The organism is Pseudarthrobacter sp. fls2-241-R2A-168, assembly GCF_030209335.1.
Lineage (GTDB): Bacteria > Actinomycetota > Actinomycetes > Actinomycetales > Micrococcaceae > Arthrobacter.
Genome location: NZ_JARVSG010000035.1, coordinates 256,230 through 278,423, shown reverse-complemented (window position 1 = coordinate 278,423; position 22,194 = coordinate 256,230). Strand labels below are relative to the sequence as shown.

At 63.9% G+C, this 22,194-nt stretch carries 18 protein-coding genes; 8 read left to right on the top strand and 10 right to left on the bottom strand.

Annotation, left to right across the window (positions count from 1 at the left end; translation table 11 throughout):
- Positions 1-2 precede the first annotated feature (2 nt).
- Both QRN11_RS18485 and speB read right to left on the bottom strand, forming a co-directional pair.
- Entirely contained in the window at positions 3-1,439 is a 1,437-nt protein-coding gene (locus QRN11_RS18485) for a purine-cytosine permease family protein (RefSeq protein WP_285313958.1), read from the bottom strand.
- Positions 1,436-2,434 carry an agmatinase gene (gene speB, locus QRN11_RS18480; RefSeq protein ID WP_285313957.1) on the bottom strand — a complete coding sequence of 333 codons (999 nt, stop codon included), beginning with the start codon at positions 2,432-2,434 and terminating at the stop codon, positions 1,436-1,438. Before speB ends, QRN11_RS18485 begins: the two co-directional genes overlap by 4 nt.
- A gap of 167 nt (positions 2,435-2,601) precedes the next feature.
- Between speB and QRN11_RS18475 the strand changes: the two genes are divergently transcribed.
- Positions 2,602-4,095, top strand: a complete 1,494-nt coding sequence (locus QRN11_RS18475; protein WP_285313956.1) for a PucR family transcriptional regulator — start codon at positions 2,602-2,604, stop codon at positions 4,093-4,095.
- A 6-nt stretch (positions 4,096-4,101) separates the two neighbouring features.
- On the opposite strand, the gene QRN11_RS18470 is transcribed toward QRN11_RS18475, so the two are convergent.
- Positions 4,102-4,878 carry an SDR family NAD(P)-dependent oxidoreductase gene (locus QRN11_RS18470; RefSeq protein ID WP_285313955.1) on the bottom strand — a complete coding sequence of 259 codons (777 nt, stop codon included), beginning with the start codon at positions 4,876-4,878 and terminating at the stop codon, positions 4,102-4,104.
- A 213-nt stretch (positions 4,879-5,091) separates the two neighbouring features.
- On the opposite strand from QRN11_RS18470, the gene QRN11_RS18465 reads away from it, so the two are divergent.
- The gene (locus tag QRN11_RS18465; RefSeq protein ID WP_285313954.1) at positions 5,092-6,705 is read left to right on the top strand and encodes an FAD-binding oxidoreductase; all 1,614 of its coding nucleotides are present in this window, start codon (positions 5,092-5,094) and stop codon (positions 6,703-6,705) included.
- A gap of 123 nt (positions 6,706-6,828) precedes the next feature.
- On the opposite strand, the gene QRN11_RS18460 is transcribed toward QRN11_RS18465, so the two are convergent.
- On the bottom strand, positions 6,829-7,803 hold the full coding sequence (locus tag QRN11_RS18460) for a helix-turn-helix domain-containing protein (protein WP_285313953.1): 975 nt from the start codon (positions 7,801-7,803) through the stop codon (positions 6,829-6,831).
- Positions 7,804-7,945: 142 nt separating this feature from the next.
- Here QRN11_RS18460 and QRN11_RS18455 point away from each other — a divergent pair, with 142 nt between their 5' ends.
- The 3 genes from QRN11_RS18455 (at position 7,946) to QRN11_RS18445 (ending at position 10,351) form a co-directional block, all read left to right on the top strand.
- Positions 7,946-8,524: a TetR/AcrR family transcriptional regulator gene (locus QRN11_RS18455; protein WP_285313952.1), complete on the top strand. Its 579-nt coding sequence runs from the start codon at positions 7,946-7,948 to the stop codon at positions 8,522-8,524.
- A gap of 193 nt (positions 8,525-8,717) precedes the next feature.
- A complete protein-coding gene (locus QRN11_RS18450; protein ID WP_285313951.1) occupies positions 8,718-9,941 on the top strand; it encodes an acetyl-CoA C-acyltransferase in 1,224 nt (407 codons plus the stop codon).
- Positions 9,938-10,351 (top strand): hotdog fold thioesterase, encoded by a 414-nt coding sequence (locus tag QRN11_RS18445; protein ID WP_285313950.1) that lies wholly within the window; start codon positions 9,938-9,940, stop codon positions 10,349-10,351. Before QRN11_RS18450 ends, QRN11_RS18445 begins: the two co-directional genes overlap by 4 nt.
- A gap of 132 nt (positions 10,352-10,483) precedes the next feature.
- Here the strand turns inward: QRN11_RS18445 and QRN11_RS18440 are convergent, their stop codons facing one another.
- The 4 genes from QRN11_RS18440 to QRN11_RS18425 form a co-directional block, all read right to left on the bottom strand.
- On the bottom strand, positions 10,484-11,803 hold the full coding sequence (locus tag QRN11_RS18440) for an NADH:flavin oxidoreductase (RefSeq protein ID WP_285313949.1): 1,320 nt from the start codon (positions 11,801-11,803) through the stop codon (positions 10,484-10,486).
- 85 nt (positions 11,804-11,888) lie between these two features.
- Positions 11,889-12,917, bottom strand: a complete 1,029-nt coding sequence (locus QRN11_RS18435) for an ABC transporter permease (RefSeq protein ID WP_285313948.1) — start codon at positions 12,915-12,917, stop codon at positions 11,889-11,891.
- The gene (locus QRN11_RS18430) at positions 12,914-13,873 is read right to left on the bottom strand and encodes an ABC transporter permease (RefSeq protein WP_142060971.1); all 960 of its coding nucleotides are present in this window, start codon (positions 13,871-13,873) and stop codon (positions 12,914-12,916) included. The genes QRN11_RS18435 and QRN11_RS18430 overlap by 4 nt, the downstream gene beginning before the upstream one ends.
- The gene (locus QRN11_RS18425; RefSeq protein WP_285313947.1) at positions 13,870-15,378 is read right to left on the bottom strand and encodes a sugar ABC transporter ATP-binding protein; all 1,509 of its coding nucleotides are present in this window, start codon (positions 15,376-15,378) and stop codon (positions 13,870-13,872) included. The genes QRN11_RS18430 and QRN11_RS18425 overlap by 4 nt, the downstream gene beginning before the upstream one ends.
- Before the next feature lie 125 nt (positions 15,379-15,503).
- On the opposite strand from QRN11_RS18425, the gene QRN11_RS18420 reads away from it, so the two are divergent.
- Positions 15,504-16,760, top strand: coding sequence for a substrate-binding domain-containing protein (locus QRN11_RS18420; protein WP_285313946.1), 1,257 nt, complete (start codon positions 15,504-15,506; stop codon positions 16,758-16,760).
- A 231-nt stretch (positions 16,761-16,991) separates the two neighbouring features.
- On the opposite strand, the gene QRN11_RS18415 is transcribed toward QRN11_RS18420, so the two are convergent.
- On the bottom strand, positions 16,992-18,011 hold the full coding sequence (locus QRN11_RS18415; protein ID WP_142060966.1) for a dihydrodipicolinate synthase family protein: 1,020 nt from the start codon (positions 18,009-18,011) through the stop codon (positions 16,992-16,994).
- Between the two features lie 41 nt (positions 18,012-18,052).
- On the bottom strand, positions 18,053-19,066 hold the full coding sequence (locus QRN11_RS18410; protein WP_285313945.1) for an ornithine cyclodeaminase family protein: 1,014 nt from the start codon (positions 19,064-19,066) through the stop codon (positions 18,053-18,055).
- 138 nt (positions 19,067-19,204) lie between these two features.
- On the opposite strand from QRN11_RS18410, the gene QRN11_RS18405 reads away from it, so the two are divergent.
- Together QRN11_RS18405 and QRN11_RS18400 are read left to right on the top strand one after the other, a co-directional pair.
- On the top strand, positions 19,205-20,581 hold the full coding sequence (locus QRN11_RS18405) for an aldehyde dehydrogenase family protein (RefSeq protein ID WP_285313944.1): 1,377 nt from the start codon (positions 19,205-19,207) through the stop codon (positions 20,579-20,581).
- A 93-nt stretch (positions 20,582-20,674) separates the two neighbouring features.
- Entirely contained in the window at positions 20,675-22,177 is a 1,503-nt protein-coding gene (locus tag QRN11_RS18400) for a bifunctional 3-(3-hydroxy-phenyl)propionate/3-hydroxycinnamic acid hydroxylase (RefSeq protein ID WP_285313943.1), read from the top strand.
- Positions 22,178-22,194 lie beyond the last annotated feature (17 nt).

Below are 22,194 nucleotides of genomic sequence, written 5' to 3'. Positions count from 1 at the left end.
TTTCAGATGAGGTCTGGGGTGAGTGCAGCGGCGGGAAATGATGCGGCTTCGGTCTTCTTCCGGAAGACACGGGCCGCCACGTAGTAGAGCGGGGCAACAACCACAAGCCCGACAATCCAGGAGATGTCCACACCGCCCAGGGCAGCCGCCAGCGGGCCTGTGTAGAGTGCGGTTGCCGAGAAGGGAACCTGGATCAGGGCGCCTGCCAGGTAGGAGCCGATGGCGACCCAATTGAACCGCCCGTACACGCCGCCGTCGCGCTTGAAGAAGTCTTCAACCCGGTACTCGCCGTGCCGCAGGAGGTAGTAGTCCACAAGGTTGATTGCCGTCCACGGGACCAGGACGTACATCAGGAAGGACAGGAAGTTCGTATAGAAGAGGATGAAGTTGTCGCGGGCAAAGAGGGCGATGGAGACGGCGACCACGAAGAGGATGACCGCCGCGATGCTGCGGGTCTTGGCGCGTGGCAGCCAGGAGGGCCTGAAGGTCTGGCCGATGGTGAGGGTGCACAGGACGCCGCAGTACAGGTTCATGGCGTTCGAGGCAGCGACGCCCAGGCAGAAGATGCCCACGATGATCAGGGTCCAGGGCTGGAGTAATGCGCCCAGGCTGCCGACGATTTCGACGTCGCCGGTGCTCATGGAGACGGCGAGCGTGCCCACGAGGGCGCCAAGGATCATGGGGAACAGGGTTCCCAGGACGCAGCCTGAGTAGGAAGCCCAGAACGCCGGAGCGGAACCCGTGCCTTGCGGCATGTAGCGGGAGTAATCGGAGACGTAGGGTGCGTAGGCCAGCTGCCACAGGGCCGAGACGGAGATGGTCCCCATGAAGCCGACCCAGTTGAAGTTACCCGTCTCCAGGAAATTGCCGGGCAGTCCGTGGACCACCAGGATCCAGCCGAATGCCAGGAGCAGCGCCAGGCCGGCCGCGACGCTGAGGACACGGGCATAAGCGTGAATGAGGCGGTAGCCAAAAATTGTGGCGATAACGCTGACCACGCCAATGATGATGATGCCGGCGTCAACACTGATGCCTGGGCTGACGGCGGCCATTGCTTCGCCGCCAAAGACCAGGTTCGCTGCGAAGAAGCCGACGTACATGACGACCACAATCACCACGATCAGCAGGGCGCCGAAGGAGCCGAACTGGCCGCGCGTCTGGATCATCTGTGCCACGCCCAGTTGCGGGCCCTGGGCGGAGTGCAGCGCCATGAAGATGCCACCCACCACGTTGCCGATGATGATGCCCGCGACCGCGGGCACAAAGCCCAGTCCGAACACCGTGGTGGCGAGGCCGCCGGTCACGATGGTCATGATCATGATGTTGGAGCCGAACCAGATGGTAAACAGGTCCCGTGCCTTGCCGTGGCGTTCGTTGGCCGGGATGGGCTGGATGGTCTTGTCTTCCAGCCGGGGTACTTCTGCAATCGGCGTGCTCATGACGCGCTCCGGGCAGCTGACTCGAGTTCGCGTACCCCGGTGGCCTTGCTGCGGTTAACCATCAATGCCAGCAAGTCGAAGACCAGGGTGGCCGCGGCCACCGTGGTGATATCCGCATGGTCGTAGGCCGGGGCTACCTCCACGACGTCGGCGCCCACAATGTTGATGCCGTCCAGTCCGCGGAGCAGGGCCAGGAGTTCGCGGGAGTGGAGCCCGCCCATCTCCGGCGTGCCGGTGCCTGGCGCGTAGGCGGGATCCAGGACGTCGATGTCGATGGAGACGTACACCGGGGTGTCGCCGAGCCGCTCCTTCACTTGGGCGATGGCCGCCGGAACACCTATGACGTCCAGGTCTGAGCAACGGATGATCTGGAACCCGAACTCGTGGTCCCGGAGGAAATCGTTGCGGTCGTACACCGGGCCGCGGATCCCGACGTGCATGGACTTGTCCTCCACCAGCAAGCCTTCCTCGAAGGCGCGGCGGAAGATGGTGCCGTGGGTGATGGGCTGGTCGAAGTACGTGTCCCACGTATCCAGGTGGGCGTCGAAGTGCAGCAAGGCTACAGGTCCGTGGACCTTGTTCAGTGCCCGCAGCATGGGCAGGGCGATAGTGTGGTCGCCCCCGATCGAGATCAGCCGCTTGTCCGCGCTGATCAGGGGAAGTGCCTGTTCCTCAATTTCGCGGACGGCCCGGGCGATGTCGTACGGTGTGCAGGCGATGTCGCCGGCGTCCACTACCTGGGCCTCGTACACGGGCTCAACATCCAGTTCAGGGTGGTAGCCGGGGCGGAGCAGCCGGGAGGCTTCGCGGACTGCGGCAGGACCGAAACGGGCCCCTGGCCGGAAGGACGTTCCGCCGTCGAACGGCACGCCGACAATCGCGATGTCATAGTCCGGGACACGGTCGATTTGGGGGAGCCTGGCGAAGGTTCCCAAGCCCGCGTAGCGGGGTACTTCGGTTGCGTCCACGGGGCCAATGGGCTGATGCGTAGTCATGGCTGGATCCTTCGGTAGCTGGGTGCTCGCCGTTGAGCGGGAAGTGCATACCTCAATTCTTGGTGACCCGGATCACTCCGGATAGCGGTACATTGACTACAAACGGCCGAGGCGCTTAGACGAACGTCTAAAAGGTTCAGAAGCCCCCAAGGCAAGGAAACACAGGTATGGCTATCACCGTCGCCGAACTCGTGGCCGAACCGCAGCTCGGCCTGACACTCCTCGCCGGGGCTGACGGGACAAACAACCGGATCACGTGGGCCCACACCTCGGATCTGCCCAGGCTCTGGGAATGGGTCACGGGCGGTGAGCTGATGATGACCAACGGGCTCTCCATCCCAGCGGATGCAGCGGGCCAGGTTGCGCTCGCCGAAGCCCTGGTGGATTCCGGGGCAAGCGCCTTGGCGATCGGCGAGAAGATGCACGCGCCGCCGCTGAGGGCCGAATTCATCGAGGCGTGCAACAAACTTCCACTGCCCCTGATCAGCATTCCCTACCCCCTTCCGTTCATTGCCATTGCCCGGTCGGTAGCCGAGTCGTCGCTGCTGGAGGAATCGCGCCGGCTGCGCCAGACGGCGCGGGTCTACGACCTTCTCCGCACCGCGGGCGCGTCCGAGGACCACTGGCAGAGCCTCGTCCTGAGGCTTGCCACGGAGTTGGACGCGGAGCTGTTTGTGGTGGACCGCCGGTGCCTCCACTCCTGGCACCCTGACGGGAAGCCCCTCCCGGGATTCCTGGCGGAAGAGTGGTCCCCACACCCTGGCCAGGTGACTGTTGCGGGCAAGAATTTCCAGTGGCACAGGGTCAGGGGCAGGCATGTCCTGACCATGGACATTCCCACGCACGCCAATGCGCTCATGGTGGTGCTTCCCCTCAGCGAACCGCACCCTGACGCCGTCGTACTTCTTCACGCCGCAACCGTGCTGGGGCTTCAGCTGGCCCGCGTTGTCCTTTCGCTGGAGGGCAGGCACCGGCTGGCCGGTGAGTTCCTGCTGCAGGCCCTGGACGGCCGGCTGGGGAGCGCTGAAATGGAACGGCGGCTGGCGGCCTTTGAGGTTCCGGCCCAGGATTTCGTGGTCGCCTCACTGTCAGCGGACGACGGCGACGGGCTGGCGAACGTCCATATCGAACTGTGGCGGCACGGAGTTTCTGCGGCCTCCTTGCGCCGGAACAACCGCCTGCACGTGGTGGTAGCCGCCGATGTGGCGGATGAGCTGTTGATCCACTGTGCCAGCCCCGAAACCACCATCGGGATCAGTTCGGCGGCAACGGTTGCAGGCCTGCATCATGCCCTGCAGGAGTCGCTGTGGGCGCTGGGGTCGGCCAGGGCGAACAAGCTCCGGCTGGCCCGGTACGCGGAAGGCCCCAGCTGGCTGGGTTTGACGGGAGTCGAGGAGGGCGCGGCTTTGGTGCGCCGCCTCCTGGGCCCAATTTTCGACTATGAGCAAAGCCAGGACGGCGACTTGATGGTCACATTGAAGGCTTATCTGGACCTGAAGCGCTCCTGGCAAAAAACGGCCGCCGCCTTGTTCACACACCGCCAAACCATCATTTACCGGATCCGGAAAGTCGGTGAGCTGACGGGCCTGGACATGAGTGAAACGTCCACGCTCGCGCAGCTGTGGCTGGCGCTCCAGATCCACGAAGCGATGCATTCCTGACTGAACCTACATTATGGCGCTGGCTCCGCCGTCGACGACGAGATGGGACCCGGTGACCCATCGCGCCTCGTCGGACGCCAGGTAGAGGCCGGCATAGGCGACGGCGAGAGGGTCCCCGGCCTTACAGTCGATCGTGCGCTCAATAATTGGGGCAACCGGTGCGTTCTCCCCGAATTCTTCCAACATCGCCAGTACAGGAGGAGTGGCCATCACGCCGGGGCTCACGCAGTTGACCCGAACGCCGACGGCTACACCCTCCGCGGCAAGCTGCCGGGTCAGGGCGATGACGGCGCCCTTCGCCGCAGAATGTGCAGCCTGCGGCAGGGCGCGGGCGCCCAGGATCCCGGCACCCGAACCAATGTTAACAATCGCGCCGCCGGAGGTGGCCAGGTGCGGCCAGGCGCTTTGGCATGCGTGCCACACGAGGTCGAGTTCGTTCTGCAGGGTGAACCGGTAATCCTCGCCGCTCATCTGGGGGAACGGCGCGAATCTCGGCTTGCTGGCGTTGTTGTAGAGCACATCGATGCGGCCGTGGCGTTCAATCGCATCCCGGATCCAGCCATCGATGTCCTCCCGGTTGCCCAAGTCCACGGGCGCGCTTGATCCGATGATGCCTCCCTCGTGCTCTACCAGGCGGACCGTCTCCGCAGCTCCCTCGGCATCAAGGTCACAGCCGACGACGGTTGCACCTTCGCGGGCGAACAGCCGGGCAGTCACTCGTCCCATTCCGCCCCCGATACCCGTCAGCAGGACGATTTTTCCCTCCAGGCGACCACTGGCCATGGTTCCTTCTCCGTTCTCCTCGAATGATGTAGTGCGCTCATGCAATCACGGCGCTCAGGGGCCGGGGATGCCCCGTGCGCGATGGTGCAGTCCGTGCACGCTGCTGTGCGCGGACTGCACTATCAGGCCCTAAATCCGCAGCCCGGGGATCGGAAGGCACAGGATGAGCAGCACGTGTTACAAGACACAGCCACATCAAAGGAGATGCTGAAGATGACCATTACCCCTGAGACGACGCTCCGCCCCCTTCCGCCCGGCGTCACTGAAAGGGACCTCGAGAAAGCCCTCGACGCGTTCGCCGCTGCTGTCGGCGACGCTAAGGTGGCCAGCGATGCCGAATCCCTTCAGGACTTCCAGGATCCGTTCCAGGTTCCCGGTTCTGCTAAGAATCTCCCGTGTGCTGTCATCAGCCCGACGAGTACCGAAGACGTCCAGGCGGTAGTTCGGATCGCCAACGAATACCGCATCCCGTTGTGGCCCATCAGCCGGGGCAAGAACAACGGCTACGGGGGCGCTGCGCCGCAGGTGCGCGGTTCCGTGATGCTTTCCTTCCGGAACATGAACCGCGTGCTGGAGATTAATGAGGAACTCGGCTACGCGATTGTTGAGCCCGGCGTGAGTTGGTACGACCTGCACGATGCCATCAAGGCCGGCGGGCACAACCTGGTGGCTTCCATCGTCGACATCGGATGGGGAGGGATCGTCTCGAACACTCTTGAACACGGACTCACTTACATGCCGTACTCGATCGACCAGGCCTCCCACTGCGGGTTCGAAGTGGTGCTTCCGAACGGTGACCTGATGCGCACCGGCTCGGGCGCGATGGACAACAACCCCACCTGGCCACTGTACAAACGCGGGCTCGGCCCCACCTCCACAGAAATGTTCATGCAGTCCAACTACGGCATTGTCACCAAAATGGGCTACTGGCTGATGCCCAAGCCCGAGGTGTACATGCCGCTGTGGCTGCGCGTCTGGGACGAAGAACGGATGCCGGCCGTTGTTGATGCGCTGCGTGAGCTCATGCTGGACGGCACCATTGACATGCGCCCCCAGTTGTCCAACACGCTGTGCATGGCGTCGATGCTCACCACCCGCGCCGAGTGGTACACGGGCGACGGCCCGCTGCCCGAGGAAGTCATCGACAAGATCGCGAAGGAGATGGGCCTCGGCCGCTGGATGATGCGCTTTGCCCTCTACGGCGATGAGGCTGTGGTGGATCACAACTTCGCCAAGCTCGAGGCCCGCTTCCTGCAGATCCCCGACGTGGACCTCGCGGGCCAGAAACATGGCGCCGATGCGTGGGAGACGCTGCCCAACCCGCACGAGCGGGTGCAGATCGGGGTTCCAAGCCAGGACTTGTACAAGATGGCAGGCTGGTCAGGTGGCGAGGACGGGGGCCACGTCGACTTCTCGCCGGTCATCCCGCTTACCGCCCAGCACGCCGTGGCCGCGCAGAAACTGATGAAAGAGATGTGTGCCGCGGAGGGCCTTGACTTCCTCGGTGGAATGCTCCCCATCAATGCCCGTTCAACCACCTTCATCAACGTGATCGCCTTTGACACGAAGAACCCGGAACAGGTCGACAAGGCCTATGCCCTGGCCAGGCGGATGGTTGCCGAGGCGGGCAAGCGCGGCTACGGCGAATACCGGGCGCACTTGAGCTTTATGGACCTGGCAGCCGAACAGTTCGGCTTCAACAAACACGCGCTGCGGCGCTTCAATGAAACGATCAAGGACACGCTGGATCCGAACGGGATCATCGCCCCGGGCAAGTCCGGGATTTGGGGCACCCGCCTGCGGCAGGCAGGTTTTCCGCAGGCCTAGCACCTCATTGTGGGGCCCGCCCCGTCGGACGGGCGGGCCTCGCGTAACCAACCATTGCCCACGAACTTCCGTTGACGGCCCGGGCAGCGCCTCCGTCATTGTTCGCGGGGACCAGTCCGGCAGTTATCCCGCCATCCCCGGCATGTCCCTGGCCGCGCTCGGAGCACAACCGTGGACTTCCCGGAAGGCCCTGCTAAAGCTTGCAGCGTTGAGGTATCCCCACCTCGCCGCGACTGTCGCGATCGTCAATTCCGGATGCTGCCGCAACTCACCCACAGCCCCCTCGAACCGCCGTTCGCGGATCCAGGCCGACACGCTTTTGCCTGAGTCCGTGAAGATTTTGTGGACGTAGCGCGTGGAGACGTAGTGCGCCTGCGCGATGCGCTCCGGCCCTAGTTCCGGTTCGTGCAGGTGGTCCATAGCGTAACGCTGCATTCGGACAAGCAGCGCCTCGGCGCGTGAACGCGGACTGGCGGACTCCTGCTCGCCGTACATGCTCCGAAGCAAGGGCAGCAGCATCTGTGCAGCGCCTTCCCCGTCAGCAATGGAGAGCCCACCGCCGCTCATGGCGGTCCGGGCCAGCTGCGCGAGGAAAGGGGTGGCCGACCCCGCGAGGCGTCCCCGGCCCGCGTCCACCTTTGTTGCGGAATGCCGGGCGATGGGGATTGCCTGCCCGCCGATGAACCATTTGGGAATGCTGAAGACAAGCACCTCGAAGCTCGCCCGGCCCTCGAAAATAGAAGGCCGCGAGGTATCGTGGCACCCGATGTCTCCGGGGCGAAGGGCGCAGCTGCGGTCGTCCTGTTCAATGTGGACCTCGCCCTTGGTCATCAGATACATCAGGATGCTTTCCGGATCGGCAGCAGCGATCATCCGGTCCGTTCGGGCTACGCGGTGCGCAAGTCCTTGGATAGACCGGATGCCAACCGGGCCGGCCTGCCCGCTTGCCATCCGGGCGTCGAAAGACGGCGCCCCGACCGACTGGACGTACATCGGGAAGAAGCGTTCCGCGATCCCCGCTGACCAGTAGTCCCGGCGCTCCGCAGGAGGAACCGAGCGGGTATCCAAAATCTCTGTACCCGGGGGAGATCCGGTCACGACCGCTCCTTGTAATCCGATGCGTTTCGTATTGAGTGTAAGGCGCATCACCTTTGCAGGCAAAAGGCAGCTTGGTTCCCGTTGACGATCGAGCCGAGGGTGTACGTTTCGTATTGAATGACATTCAACGTAGTGTTGATCCATGGCAGTCAGAAGTGAAGAAAGTCGTCGCTCGATTTTGGAAGCAACCATGAAGTTGCTTGAAGATTCAGGGCCCACCGGGTTTACGGTGCAAAAGCTCTCCATTGAGCGCATCGCCCGCGAAGCAGGGGTCAGCAAGACCACCATCTACAGGTGGTGGTCAAGCAAGGTGGCGGTAGTCATCGATACTTTCCTCGACAACCATGTCGCCCGGACTCCCGTCCGCAACGACGTTCCGGCCATCGAAGCGCTGCGTGAACATATGGCGTCGCTGGCTGAGGTGTACGCCGGCAACGAGGGTCGGCTTGTTGCGCAACTCATTGGTGAGTGCCAGCAGGACGAAGCTGCCATGACCGAATTCAAGAAACACTTCTGGATCCCGCGCGCAGAGGCGGTAACCTCCCTCGTGGAGCGAGCCATAAGCGAGGGCTCAATACGCAGGGACCTCGACGCGCAGGTGGTCACGGAGCTTCTCTACGCACCCATTTACTTCCGCCTGTTGTTCCAATCGGGACCCCTCGAAGCCGAGGCCACTGACGCCGTCATGCAGACTGTCCTGGAGGGGCTCGCCGCAGGGTAGCGCTGACCGCGTGGGGGTGCCCGTCTAAGGGCTGCCTCTTGTGCAATACGATACGGCTCGTATAGGTTTGCTCCAGGGAAGCCGGGAGCAGTTCTTGGCGTTGGGACGCTGGACGATGAATTCCTCTTCGTTCCAGTCCTTCCCGCCCACAGGGTCGCCGGATACAGGTGGACCCTAACGAAAGGAACGCTTGATGGTGAAGACCGGGCTGGAGCCGCGTGATGCTGTTGTTGTCGCCTACCGCAGAACGCCGATTGGCCGGGCGCGCAAGGGCTCGTTGGCTGCTGAGCGCCCCGAGGACCTCGCGCTGGCAGCCATCCGGGGAGCACTGGCTGCTGTTCCACAGCTGGACCCTGCCGAGTTTGAGGATGCCTATGTGGGTTGCGCTGTCCCGCAGGGCGCCCAGGGCGACAATGTTGGGCGCCGCATCATGGTACTTGCAGGAATGGACACCGTCGCCGCGGCAACGGTGAACCGGTTTTGCGCGTCGTCATTGCAGGCCACGGCGATGGCAGCCCAAGCCGTGCGGGCTGGCGACGGCGACGCGTTCCTGGTTGCCGGCGTCGAATCGACCAGCTCAACGCCGCCAGTGATTGAAAACCCGCACCCCGCCTTCGCGGAGGCAGCCCTTCGTGCCAATCTGATCTTCGACGCCGGCCAGCCTTGGGTCGACCCGCGCGGCGGTGGGGCGCTGCCCGACGTGTATGTCTCAATGGGCAAGACCGCCGAGTTCGTGGCCCGTCAATCCGGGACCTCGCGCGCCGACCAGGACGAATGGGCCCTGGAGTCCCAGCGCCGGGCCGTGCAGGCTGTCCAGGCCGGGTATTTTGCAAGGGAGATCGTACCGGTGGCCACGGCTGCCGGCAGCGTAGTGGGAGCCGATGACGGTCCCAGGCCGGGAACCACCCTGGAGGCACTTTCAGCCCTGAAGCCGGTGTTCCACGAGTCCGGAACAGTGACCGCGGGCAACGCCAGCCCGCTGAACGACGGCGCCTCGGCCTTGGTGGTGATGAGCGCCCGCCGCGCGGCCGAACTCGGGCTGCGGCCACTGGCCCGCATTCTGGGGAGCGCAGCAAGCGGCCTTTCGCCGGAGATCATGGGACTCGGGCCCGTCGACGCATCCCGTCGCGTGCTGGATCGACTGGGACTCTCAATCGATGACATTGACACTGTTGAGCTGAATGAGGCCTTCGCCGCGCAGGTGGTCCCCGTAGTCCGCAAGCTCGGCGCAGATCCGGAGCGGGTCAACCCGTTCGGCGGGGCAATCGCTTTGGGCCACCCCTTCGGCGCGACCGGTGCGCGGCTGGTTGGAACGCTCATCAACGGGCTGCAAACCACTGACGGATCCCTCGGCCTGGCCACGCTGTGCGTGGGCGGAGGCCAAGGCATGGCGATGGTAGTGGAGCGGCTCTCGTGAAGCAGTCCACTCTTATCGCAGACCAGGCCCGCTCCATGCTCGCTGCAGACCGCGCCTTGGAAGGCCTCGGTATTCACGTGTTGAACGCGAGCGAAGGGCGCGCCACGGCAGTCCTGACCGTCACTCCCCAGATGGCCAACGGGCATGGGATCGCGCACGGAGGTTTTGTCTTTGCACTGGCAGATACGGCGTTCGCCATGGCGGCAAACACGTTCGGCGCCGGAATCGCGACCGCGGAGGCGTCCATCTCCTACATTTCCCCGGCGCGCATCTCTGAGGAATTGGTCGCCCGCGCTGAAGTGAGCTTTCACGAGGGCCGCCGGATGATTGTCGATGTAGTGGTGCGGGCAGGGGAGCGGACGGTCGCGATTTACCGGGGCACGGGCCGCGCCCTGCGACCGGTGGACTGAAGATCTACGAAACCTGCCGCCGTCAGAGCTAAAAGTGTGCCCCGACTCCACCGGAATCGGGGCACACCCATTTACGTGTCCAAGGCTGTTGTGCGGGCCCTCCGCCAGAAGGCCGGCCCGCACAGTGCCGTGTCAGTTCTTCGACGCCTTCTGACCTGCGGACGCCAGCCTGTCGGCCAGGCCCATGAGCAACGGTGATCCGGTGGCGGCGATCAACAGGTCCTGGGCCGGTCGCTGGAGCCTCAGCGAGACAGGTTCCTTCGCCCCCGTGAGGAATGTTTCGCGTCCCATTTCCGGGTTCTTGTGGCACCGCACAGGGACATTGAAGATCAGGCGGCGCAGGCAGGAGTTGTCATGGTCGCACCACACAATCCCTTCCTGCCGTCCTTGCAGAACCTTGTTCGGAAATTCCGGATCCGCCAGCAATTGGCGGGCCAGCATGATCCCGTCAGCGAATCCGGCGGTTATTGCGTCGGCGCACTGTTGCGGGTCGTAGGTGCTGCTGAGGAGCAAGGGGACCGCTGGCATGGCAGCGCGGAATGCCTGCGGCTCTCCGTGGTCCAGGATTGCGCCCGACCGCGAGGTGACGTTGTCGTCCATCGACTCGTAGTTGGCATCGCTCAGGGCGATGTAGCCCAGCCCCTCCTTCTCAACGACGGCCGCCACCTCTGCGAACCCTTCGGGCCCCTGGCCATCGGCGAGATGGTCGTTCGTACTCATTCTCAGGCCCACCGGATAGTCGGGACCGACTTCTGACCGGATGGCGCGGACCGTGTCAACCAGGATGCGGGCACGGTTTTCTGCGCTGCCGCCGTATTCGTCGGTCCTCCAGTTGGTGCGCGGTGACAGGAATGAGGAATAGAGATAGCGCATGTGCGCCCCCAACTCGACTCCGTCAAAGCCGGCCGCCTTGGCACGAAGTACTGCGGCAACGGTTTGTTCCTGGACCTCGAGTATTTCTTCCTTGCTGATTTCTTCGGGAGTCGGGTTCGTTCTTCCGCCGGGAATGTAAAAGCCCTGCGGCAGGCGGGGCGCGGCCATACGAACGGGCTTGGGGCTCGCAGCCCTGGTCGGCCGGCCCTCACCGGGCACGCCCATAGCGCCGAAACTCGGAAAGATCTGCGCGAAGATCGGCACCTCATGCTCGTGCACAGCATCCACCATGCGGCGCAGACCGGGAAGGAACTCATCGGCGTCGAAACGCATCAGGGGCCGGAAAGGCGCCTCTTGGTTCCCGCGCTCCGTAGCCACGCCGCCGCCGATGATCAGCAGCCCTGCGCCACCGCGTGCCCGTGCGGTGAGGAACGCGATGGTCTGGTCGCTGGGGTGGCCGTCCTTCGTGGGCTGGAGAACGGCCATGGGGCTAAGGACGTAACGGTTCTTGATGGTGAGGCCATTGATCTTCCAAGGGCTGGAAAGGACCTCGGCAACGGTGGCGGTCTCGGCAGACATTTATCTCCTTGATTTTCAGTGGAAGCAGTGAGGGATGGTGCGTGAATTTACAGCGGGTCGTCTTGCGGCTTAGTGGTGTCCAGCATTAGAACCTGTCGCGCACATGGCGTTCGCGGCCGTAAAGCGAGACCACGGCAAGGATGATGACGCCGAAGACAATGCGGCTCTGCGCTTCGGTGAGCCCGTTGCTGACGATAATCGTGGACAGGAGGGTGAGGATCAGTGCGCCCAGCAGTGTCCGGGTGTAGCTGCCGCGGATCGAGCCGAAGATGGTGCCGCCGACGAGGACGGCCGCCAGGCCGGAAAACAGGTAGGGTTCCCCGATGGTCTGGGACCATCCCGAGCCGAAGGATGCGATGAAGACGCCGGCAATACCGGCCAGGGCGCCGGAGGCGGCAAAGCCAACGGTCCAGACGGTAGAGGTCCGGATTCTGGTGAATCGAGCGGCCCGGAAATTGATTCCCGTCGCACGGAAGCGACGCCCCGCCGTCGTACGAGTAAGGAAGAGCCACATTCCTGCCCCGGACAGGAGCACAATCAGGATGATCGGAGGGAACGGCAGGCCGAAGGTGGCCGCCCTCAAACTCGCCAGGGAGCGGAGCCCGTTCGGAGGGGCGGAGGAGTAGTCGCCGTCGGCAAGGAACAGTGTCCCGCCGGTAATGGCGGCGCCGGCACCCAGGGTGACGACCAGTGGCTGGACCGCGAAGCGGTGGCAGATCCAGCCGATCACGGCCCCAATGCCACCGCAGGCCAGAGCGGTGACCAGCAGCGCGACAACGGCCGGTACAGCGAGCTTGCCGGCGACGTTGGCAGCCATAAACGCACCGAAAAGGATGTATCCAGGAACCGCCAGGTCCAGCCCCCCCAGGATCACAACGAGTGTTTGACCCATGGCCGCCAGGGCCAGCAGTGAGGTAATGACAAGTATCGAGGTGATTGACCTTGGGTTGGCCATGGCCGGCATGGTGGCCACCAGCCAGGCCGCGAGGACCAGGACCACGAGGACCTGCAGGGCCGGTACCTCGAAGACCCAGGTTCTGAACCTGGTCCAGGCCATCTGCCGGGTGTTTGGGGCAAGGGGTGGCTGGGCAGGTGACAGGGTATCGCTGGTCATGATGGGTTCCTCTTCATGCGGGGGGCCAGGAGCGTCGCGCCCAGGACGACGCCGACGACGAGGACGGCGCCGTAGGCGAATTGGATGAGGCTGGGCGCCACACCGGAGGCGGTGAGCAATTGCTGCAGGAGATAGATGGCGACCGCTCCGAAGAGGGCACCCAGCAGGCCGCCGCGGCCCCCGGCCAGGCTGGTTCCGCCCAGAACCGCAGCGGCGAGCCCCAGCAGGGCATAGGTTGAAGCGAGCGAAGATTGCGACGATTGAACGAGAGCGGTCAAAGCGATTCCGGCGATCCCGGCAAACAGTCCGCCGAGCGTGTAGGCCAGGATACGTACTGACTTGATATTTACTCCGGAACCGTAGGCGGAGACATCGCTGTCGCCGGTTGCAAGGAGATTGCTGACAAAGGCCGTGCGGCGCAGGGCGAACCAGATCAGCCCGGCAACACCGACCGTTAAGAGCGCGCCAGGGACAATGCCGACGCCCCCGGCGAAGACCTCCGTCCAGTTGTCCGGGGCGGCCACTGGGTTCTGGGCGATGCTCAGCGACAAGCCCACAAGCAGGAAGAGCATCCCCGTGGTTGCAACCACCGGGTGCAGGCGAACCACCGCGACCAGGATTCCGTTCAACGCTCCGGCCCCGGCGGCAACGGCCAGGAGGATGGGCGCCGCCAGATGCCAGTCGCCCAGTCCCGCCGGAATAAGGATGGCGACGAACAGACAGTTGATGAACGTGGCCAGTGGACCAACCGATATGTCAATGCCGCCCGCAAGGATCGAGGGGGTGGAGGCGAAACCCACCAACACGAACGGAGCCAGCGTCGCCAGGGTTCCGGGCAGGCGTGCGGGGGAGAGGAAGGACGGTGAGACGATCAGGTTCAGCACCAGCAGCACCAGTGCGAGCAACAAGGCAAAGGCAAAGGGCCAGCGCTGGAACAAGGTCAGGACGCGGTTCATGTGTGGACCTCTGATTTCTGGCCGAAGTAGGCGGCGACGATGGAGTCGGTGGAAAGCCCGGAGTGGGGGATCTGGGCGAACACTGCCTGGTCCCGGAAGACCAGGACCCGGTCGGCGAGGTCGACGAGTTCGTCCACCTCGCTGGAGAGAACGACGATGCTCATGCCTTGGGCGCTGAGCCCGTTGAGAATCGCGTAAATCTCCCGTTTGGTTCCGATGTCGACGCCGCGGGTGGGGTCGTTCAGCAGCAGGACCTTTGGGTCGGTAGCCAGCCAGCGGGCCAGCAGCACCTTTTGCTGGTTGCCGCCTGACAGGGTTGAAATGGCATCCTGGCTGGCACCGAAGCGCATTGACAGGGACTGGGCGAAGGCATCGAACCGTATGGCGGTTTTTCGGCTGTCCAGCAACCCGCCGCGACGGTCCTGCCGCAAGGTTGGAAGCGCGAAGTTCTCCCGGATCGACATGGACTCAAAGAGCGACTCACCCCGGCGTTCGCGGGGGAGGTACGCGACCCCAAGAGCGTCACCGTTCCGCTCAGTGAGTTCGGCTCCGCCCTCGGGCCGGGGCCGAACAACACTGCCATGTCCGGCCTGCAAGCCTGCCAGCCGCTTGATGAACTGGTCTTGGCCGTGCCCTTCAAGACCTGCCAGGCCTACGACTTCACCGGCACGCAACTCGAAGTCAATGGGGGCCGCGGCGGCCGACAGGCGGACGCCCGAAACCTGGAGGATGACGTCCCCGGGATCGTGTGGTTTCCGCCGGGTCTCGTCGTGGCCGGAGCTTCCGGTCATATCCGCGATCAACCGGCCGACGGACAGATCGGAACGTTCAACGGTGGACACGCTGCGCCCGGACCTCAGCACGGTAACGCGGTCAGAAATCTCCTCGACCTCGTCCATTCGATGCGAGATAAACAGGATGGCAGTTCCCTCGGCCTTGAGCCGGCGCAGCTCGACGAAGAGCAGATCCCGGGACTCAACGTCCAAGGACGCTGTGGACTCGTCAAGTATGAGTACTTTGGGTTTGCGTACGAGCGCCCGTGCGATGCACACGGACTGCCGCTGGGAGAGCGAGAGTTGCCCGGCGGGAAGATCCAGGGGTATGCCGCCGGAAATCTTCGAGAGTACGTCCTGGGCGATTGATCGCTGCCGGGAGCGGCCCAGCCGGCGACGGAACGTCCCGTCCGAGCCGAGCCAAACATTTTCAAGGACTGACTGGCTTGCCGCGGTGAGCACTTCCTGGAACACCACTGCAATCCCCAGGCCCATAGCTTCCCGAGGCGACCGGCTGTTGAGGGGGACGCCATCCAGGGTGACAGACCCCGTGTCAGGAGAGTGCACCCCGCCCAGAATTTTTACGAGCGTGCTCTTCCCTGAGCCGTTCTCACCCAGCAGCGTATGGATTTCGCCCGGCCGAAGGCTCAGCTGGGCATCGATGAGGGCGCGGGTAGCGCCGAACCGTTTGCTTACTCCGGCGAGCGCCAGGCCGGGGGCTTGGTCATTCACGGCTGATCTCCTTTGATGGCCGAAAAAATGTGGTGCAGCTCATATTCGAAACTAGACGAATCGTACCGCATGTGGCACTCTGATGCCATACGGTACGAACCGTTCATTCCGCAAGGAGATCAACCATGAAGACCACTTCTTTCCCCCGGTTCTCCACAGGGGCTGCCGCGATCCTGGGCGTAGGGGCCCTTGTCCTCACAGGTTGCTCGGCACCGGCGCCGGCGACCACCAATTCCTCCAAGGGGGCTGCAGCAGACCTCTCGTCGCCAGCGGCCGCCGGGACTTGTGGAGCGTTGCCAGCGGACGCTGCGAAGGACCCGAACGGCCTGCTGGCGGCCTTTCCCAAGGAGGTCGCCGAGGGCTACAACCTCTACCCGTACGAGATCCGGAAGTCAGCGTGGGCGGCCTACAAATCGACGAAGAATGGCGGTTTTACCGCCGCAATTGTGGGCATGCCGCCGGCCAGCCCCTTCATCGCCTCCATGTCTGAGGCCATCCGCACCAGCCTGAAGGCTGAAGGGGTCAGGATCGTCGGCGAATTCGCCCCGGATGACCCGTCGAACGTGCCCCTGCAGCTCCAGCAGTTCAACGAGGCGTTGTCGCTGAAGCCGGATGTGATCATTTACACCGCTATCGCACCCGAACCTTCCGTGGACCTGGCCAAGGCTGCGCATGACGCGGGCATTCCGCTAGTTGCCGCCCAGGTGCCCATCGACTCCGAGTACGCAGTCAGCGTCACGAGGAACACGCCCCTGGCCATCGCCCAGGTCACCGCCGGTACCGTGAGGGCTATTGGCGGCAAGGGCAACGTCCTGCGCGTCGACGGCATCCCGGGCATTCCGGTTTCGACCTTCGCAGCACTGGGCATTGACGCAGTCCTAAAGAACTGTCCCGAGATCAAGGTTGCCGGCTCGGTCACCGGCTTCTTCCAGCCGGCAACCGCCCAGGCGGAAGTCCAGAAGTTCCTGGCGACCCATCCTGCCGGGGTTGATGCTGTGCTGCAGGCCGGCACCATGGGTGTCGGTATCCGCAACGCCTTCGAGGAATCAGGTCTGGAGGCACCGCCCATCGCCGACGACGGTTCCAGTCAGGGGTTCTCCTCCTGGGCGCTGGCGAACCCTGACTATCCGTACTTCGGCACCACGACGCCATCAGTGCGAACCGGTGAGGCGGTAGTGGACGTCGCCTTGCGCATCCTGAAAGGCGAGGGGCCCAAGGTCAACCAGATTGTGGAACCGTCGGTGATCGTGTCCCGGGACAACCTCGCCGATGTATCGGACCCGTCGTGGGACCAGAACGACCTGACGGACCTGGCCGGCGACCCGCAGGACTACCTTCCCGCTGACAAACTCGACCTCTTCTTCTCAGCCGCGGGAGCATAGAGGGCGCTGAACCACTTCTGGCCGTTGCTTGGCCGGAATTGTCTAGGGCCCCTTCCGGGTTGGACGCGCACTTAGCATCCAATTTGGAAGGGGCCCTGCCCATGCCCTCAATTCCCCCTGCTGGTCCTTCTTCACAAGAGGAAGCCCCCTGGATCGCCGGGCTGCATGCAACGTCGGTGATCCAAGGGGCCCTATTGACCCACCAGCCGAACGGCTGGGAAAGGGTCCGCTTTAGGCGCTGACGCGTCCGCGCAGGAACTCGGAGTCCGGCGTGTCAGTGACGGGCAGGCCCGAGGCTTCCAGGCTTGCGCGCAGCTGCTTCATGAAGCGGTCCGGCAGCCTGACTGCCGGGGCACGCAGGGCGCCCCCATTGAAGCCGGAGAGCCACTCCTGGTACTTCCACTGGGTGCGGTTGATGGAGCTTGTACCTGGCGTGGAGGTTGAGGACACGGCCATGTTGGCGGCGCGGGCGGGCTGGACCTCCCAGTAGCGCTCCATGGCCTCTTCCCACTTGCCGTTGCGCGCCAGTTCGAAGGTCTTCGGGTAGTAATCACCCATCCAGTTCGTGTTCGCGGTACCGGAGAACTGGACGTCCAGAACCGACATCAGGGGGATAATCTCAGCCTCTATGGGGCAGGAAATCACCACTTCGTCCCGGAAGTGGTGGTACATCTCCATGACCCCGGGAATACCCGGGTACCCCTGTTCGGCCTTGATGGCGACGATACTGGGCATCGCGTCAAGGACGCGGCGCACGAAGTCAACGCTCATGCCAGCTGGGTGAATGCGTTCGAACCCCCAGGCCGGCAGCGGGAACAGCATGGTGGCCAGGTCGGTTTCGTCGGTGAAGCGTTTGGTGTAGTCAAACACCTCGTCATACGACGTCGGCCAGAACGATGAAGGGTAGGCCAGCAGGGCCCGATCCGCACCGGCCTTCGTGGCCAGGTTCGCGGCATGGATATTTTCTTCCAGGGTGCCGAAAATGGCGTGGAAAAAGAGCCCGAAGTCATCCCCGGCTGCCTCACGGGCCACCTCCGTAATCCGGGCATTCTCTTCCGGGGTGATATTGGCTTCGGCGATCAGCAGGGAACCCTTGTAGCCGCGTTCCTTGAGCAGGAGGATGTCGTGGCGGATTGCGTTTTCGTTGATACCGGAGAAATCCGGGGTGAAGGACGGGTGCGTGACGGCGACTGTGCCGACAAAGTTTTCCCGTGCCCAGGAACGTGCCTCGGATTTGGTGTAGTCCACCATGGTGTACTCCTTGATTCTTTGAGTGGGTCTTGTCTCTGGGGCTATTTGCGGCTTGTCACGATGCCGACGGGCAGAACCGTGCCAATGCCCTCCGCGCGGGCGCGGTCCACGAGCATCTCGGCTACAACGATGTCCTGCAGCCCGGAACCGGTCGACTTATAAATCCGGATTCCACTCTCGACGTCAATTTCGGTTTCTCCGGTCAGGACAGCATTGAGCGTGACGACGAGTGAATCCACCTCGACACCGTGCGCCCGGGCCGCGATCATGTCCCCGCTGCCGTGCACCACCTCGTCTCGCGTATCCACCACCACCGTCGCGGCCCTGGCGATCAGTTCCACGGGCAGTTCCCGCTGGGCCGGCGAGGTGGAACCGATCGAGACGACCGCCGAGTTGGGGCCGACCCATTCGGCCTGCAGTGTGGGGGACTCGTCCCGGGAGCGGGCCGCGCACAAAATCAGGTCGGCACCTTCCACAGCCTCGCGGGCGGAACCGACAGCGCGGGCGGGTGCACCGAAGGCACCGTCGAACTCGGCGGCAAAGGCCTCACGGTTGGCCGCTGTCGGGCTGAAGACCCGGATGTCCACGAACTCAAGGACGTGGGAAAAGGCCGTCAGATGGGAACGGGCTTCAAAACCCGAACCGATCACCCCAAGGGTCAGCGGCCGTGGCGGAACGATAGTGGAGGTGCCCACCGCAGTAGTCGCAGCGGTACGCAGACCGGTAACGCGGTTCCCGTCCACCAGCGCCACCAGGTCCGCGGTGTCTTTGTCAAAGAGGGAGATCAAATAGCTGACGCGGAGCCCATCAGCAAAGGACCCCGCGATGGATTTCGCCCCGAACAGTTGCCCGCTGGGCGGTACGGAGGGCATGATCCGCAGCCACTCCCGGGGCGTCTGGGCGAAAATCCGTCCAGGAGTGCCTGCCTCGTCGCCGGGTACCTTATAGGCGGTCCGGACCGCCTCCATCACCGCCGGCCAGTCCGAAAGACTGGCCACGTCGGCGTCGGTGAGAAAGAGCGGAAGATTCTTCGGTAGCTCGCCGTCGGTGCTCACGTGCACTCCTTTGTGTCAGGCAGCCGCCCTGGGCTGCAGCGTGTGAATAGCTCACGAGAGAACAAAAATAGTATTCGATACGAATCGTATCCTATATAGTCGTGACGGAGAACACGTCTCAAGGAAGAGGATCCCAACATGGCAATCGCCACTGTCAACCCCACCACCGGAGCCACCGAGATGATCGTTGAACCCCACACGGCGGAGGAGGTCGGGGAACGCATCGAGGAAGCCGCCAAAGCAGCGCAAGTTTTGCGCGGGACAAGCTTCGCCCAGCGCGCCCGCTGGATGCTTTCCGCTGCGGAAATCGTCGAGGACCAGGCGGAGGGCCTGGGTGAGCTGATCACCGTCGAAATGGGTAAGCCCATTGCCCAATCGATCGCCGAGGTGCACAAGTGCGTCAAGGCCATGCGGTTTTATACCGCGCGGGCCGAGGAATTTCTTGCCGATGCCCCTTTGGAGGACCCCTCATCGGTGGGCGCGAGCCGGGCATGGACCCGCTACGAGCCTCTCGGGACCGTCCTGGCCGTCATGCCGTGGAACTACCCGCTGTGGCAGGTCATTCGGTTCGCGGCCCCGGCGCTTATGGCCGGAAACTCCGGCCTGCTCAAGCATGCCTCCAACGTGCCGCAGGCTGCACTCTTCCTTGACACGCTCTTCGAGCGGGCGGGGTTCCCTATCGGCTCCTTCCGCACCCTGCTGATCGGCGGATCCGGGGTGGCTGCCGTCCTGGCTGATGAGCGGGTCAAAGCTGTCACCCTGACCGGTTCCGAGCCGGCCGGGCGCTCGGTGGCGTCCATCGCCGCTGACAACGTGAAAAAATCCGTGCTGGAGCTCGGTGGCTCTGACCCCTTCATTGTTATGCCCTCAGCCAATGTCGCGGAGGCGGCAGCGACGGCCGTGCGTGCGCGGATCAGCAACAATGGGCAATCCTGCATCGCCGGCAAGCGTTTCATCGTGCACACCGAGGTCTACGACGCATTCACTGCCGAATTCGTGAATTTGATGTCTGGTCTTGTCGTAGGAGACCCGCTGGATCCCGCAACCCAGGTGGGGCCGCTGGCCACTCTGGCAGGACGCGACGAGCTGGCTGAACTTGTCGAGGATGCCCGCGCCCTGGGCGCCCAGGTCTTGACCGGCGGGACGGCTCCGGAGGGCCCTGGGTTCTTTTATGCCCCCACGGTGCTGGCCGGACTCACTGAAGAGATGCGGATCATCCAGGAAGAGGCCTTTGGCCCCGTGGCCTCGCTGTACCGCGCCCGGGACCGCGAGGATGCCTTGAGGATTGCCAACCAGACTGTCTTCGGGCTTTCCAGCTCAGTCTGGACGGCCGATGCCCAGGAAGAGGAGTGGTTCCTGGCAAATCTTGATGCAGGGGCAGTGTTCATTAACGGCATGACGGTCTCTTACCAGGAGCTTCCTTTCGGCGGAATCAAGCGCTCCGGGTTTGGTCGGGAACTGGCGGCGGACGGCATCAGGGAGTTCTGCAACCTCAAGACCGTCTGGAAGGCGTAGGTGGTCCCGCGCCTTACCGGCAAACCCTTGTGCGACCAGGTGACGCATGTTACTTTTATTCGAAACGATACGTACTGAACTTGAAGGAGTAAGATGACGGACGTCAACGTCGACGTGGTAGTTATCGGGGGAGGCCCCGTAGGAGTCACTGCGCTGGCCCTGCTGGGGCGGGCGGGCCTGACCGCCATAGGGGTGGAGCGCGACGTGAAGGTTTGGCCGACGGCCCGCGCTGTGCATTTTGATGGCGAAACCTTCCGTACCCTCCAATCGCTGGGAGTAGCCGAGCGCTTCGCCGAGGCAACGTTGCCAATGTCCTCCTTCCACATCGAGAACGAGGAACGGGAAGTCCTGGTGTCCGTTCCCACGGGTCAGTTTGGCGCCCAGGGCTGGCATGACGACCTCACCTTTCATCAACCCGACATCGAAGTCCTGCTGCGGGAAGTCGTGGAAGAACTTCCCGGCGTCGAGCTCCGCCGAGGCACCAGCGTGCTCTCCGTGTGCAATGAGGGAGCGGGCGTCGAGGTGGCCGTGCGTGACGCCGACGGCGCTGAATCAGTAATCCGCGCCCGCTGGGCGATCGCAGCGGACGGGGCCCGTTCGCCCAGCCGCCAAGCCCTGGGCATTGAGTCCGAAAAGCTGGGCGAAGACGCTCAGTGGCTGGTCGCCGACGGCATCCTGGAAGAAGGCCCCGGCTTGTCGTCGGACATGATCTTCCTGGGCCATCATACGCGGCCCGCCCTGTGGATCCGCCTCCCGGGCAAGCGGGTGCGGATGGAGTTTATGTTGATGCCGGGGGATGACCCCAACGAAATTGCCACCCCCGCGGGTGTGGAAAAGATCAGCCACGGCGTGCTGCCGGCAGACAAGTTCACTGCAGACCGGCTCGCTATCTATACCTTCCGTGGCCGCATCGCACGGCAGTGGCGTGCCGGGAACATCTTCCTGGCCGGGGACGCAGCCCACCAGGCGCCACCGCTTTTTGGCCAGGGCCTGTGCGCAGGAATACGCGACGTGGCTAACCTGGTCTGGAAGCTGAGCGCGGTCCAGCGCGGTGCGTCCGACGATCGCCTGCTTGACACCTACGAGAGTGAACGCATGCCGCATGCACGGTTCTGGGTCGAGCAGGCGACGCGGGCGGCCGGCTTCATGCAAACCACCGACGCTGACATCGCGAAGCAGCGTGACGCCTTCATCCGCGCAAACCCCGCCGCGTCGGCACCGGTCTCCCCACCGTTGGGCCCGGGCCTGCACGAAGGTGGCACCGATGAACGTGCCGGCAGACTCGCCGTGCAGCCGATCCTCAGCGACGGGGTGCGCCTGGATGACATGGTGGGAAGCCGGTTCCTGGTGGCAACAACGCGCGAAATCTATTCCGCCGTTCCGGCACCAGTGCGGGAAGAACTGGAGGATAACGACGACATCGTGGTCCTGTTCGATCCGGCCAAGGTGGGTCAGATCCTTGCAGCCGCCGGAGCCCAGGCGGTTGTTGTCCGCCCCGACCGCTACATCCTGGGCCTCGGCGACACTCCCGCGGCGCTCGAACGCCTCATTTCCAGCATCCCGAGCCTTGGCCGCGACGTGCCGGCACCCCTCTAAAACCCACATTCGACAGA

Bases quoted from the DNA above. Each gene is read 5' to 3' on its own strand.
- QRN11_RS18485 (WP_285313958.1), bottom strand. From the start codon at position 1,439: ATGAGCACGCCGATTGCAGAAGTACCCCGGCTGGAAGACAAGACCATC.
- speB (WP_285313957.1), bottom strand. From the start codon at position 2,434: ATGACTACGCATCAGCCCATTGGCCCCGTGGACGCAACCGAAGTACCC.
- QRN11_RS18475 (WP_285313956.1), top strand. From the start codon at position 2,602: ATGGCTATCACCGTCGCCGAACTCGTGGCCGAACCGCAGCTCGGCCTG.
- QRN11_RS18470 (WP_285313955.1), bottom strand. From the start codon at position 4,878: ATGGCCAGTGGTCGCCTGGAGGGAAAAATCGTCCTGCTGACGGGTATC.
- QRN11_RS18465 (WP_285313954.1), top strand. From the start codon at position 5,092: ATGACCATTACCCCTGAGACGACGCTCCGCCCCCTTCCGCCCGGCGTC.
- QRN11_RS18455 (WP_285313952.1), top strand. From the start codon at position 7,946: ATGGCAGTCAGAAGTGAAGAAAGTCGTCGCTCGATTTTGGAAGCAACC.
- QRN11_RS18450 (WP_285313951.1), top strand. From the start codon at position 8,718: ATGGTGAAGACCGGGCTGGAGCCGCGTGATGCTGTTGTTGTCGCCTAC.
- QRN11_RS18440 (WP_285313949.1), bottom strand. From the start codon at position 11,803: ATGTCTGCCGAGACCGCCACCGTTGCCGAGGTCCTTTCCAGCCCTTGG.
- QRN11_RS18435 (WP_285313948.1), bottom strand. From the start codon at position 12,917: ATGACCAGCGATACCCTGTCACCTGCCCAGCCACCCCTTGCCCCAAAC.
- QRN11_RS18430 (WP_142060971.1), bottom strand. From the start codon at position 13,873: ATGAACCGCGTCCTGACCTTGTTCCAGCGCTGGCCCTTTGCCTTTGCC.
- QRN11_RS18420 (WP_285313946.1), top strand. From the start codon at position 15,504: ATGAAGACCACTTCTTTCCCCCGGTTCTCCACAGGGGCTGCCGCGATC.
- QRN11_RS18415 (WP_142060966.1), bottom strand. From the start codon at position 18,011: ATGGTGGACTACACCAAATCCGAGGCACGTTCCTGGGCACGGGAAAAC.
- QRN11_RS18405 (WP_285313944.1), top strand. From the start codon at position 19,205: ATGGCAATCGCCACTGTCAACCCCACCACCGGAGCCACCGAGATGATC.
- QRN11_RS18400 (WP_285313943.1), top strand. From the start codon at position 20,675: ATGACGGACGTCAACGTCGACGTGGTAGTTATCGGGGGAGGCCCCGTA.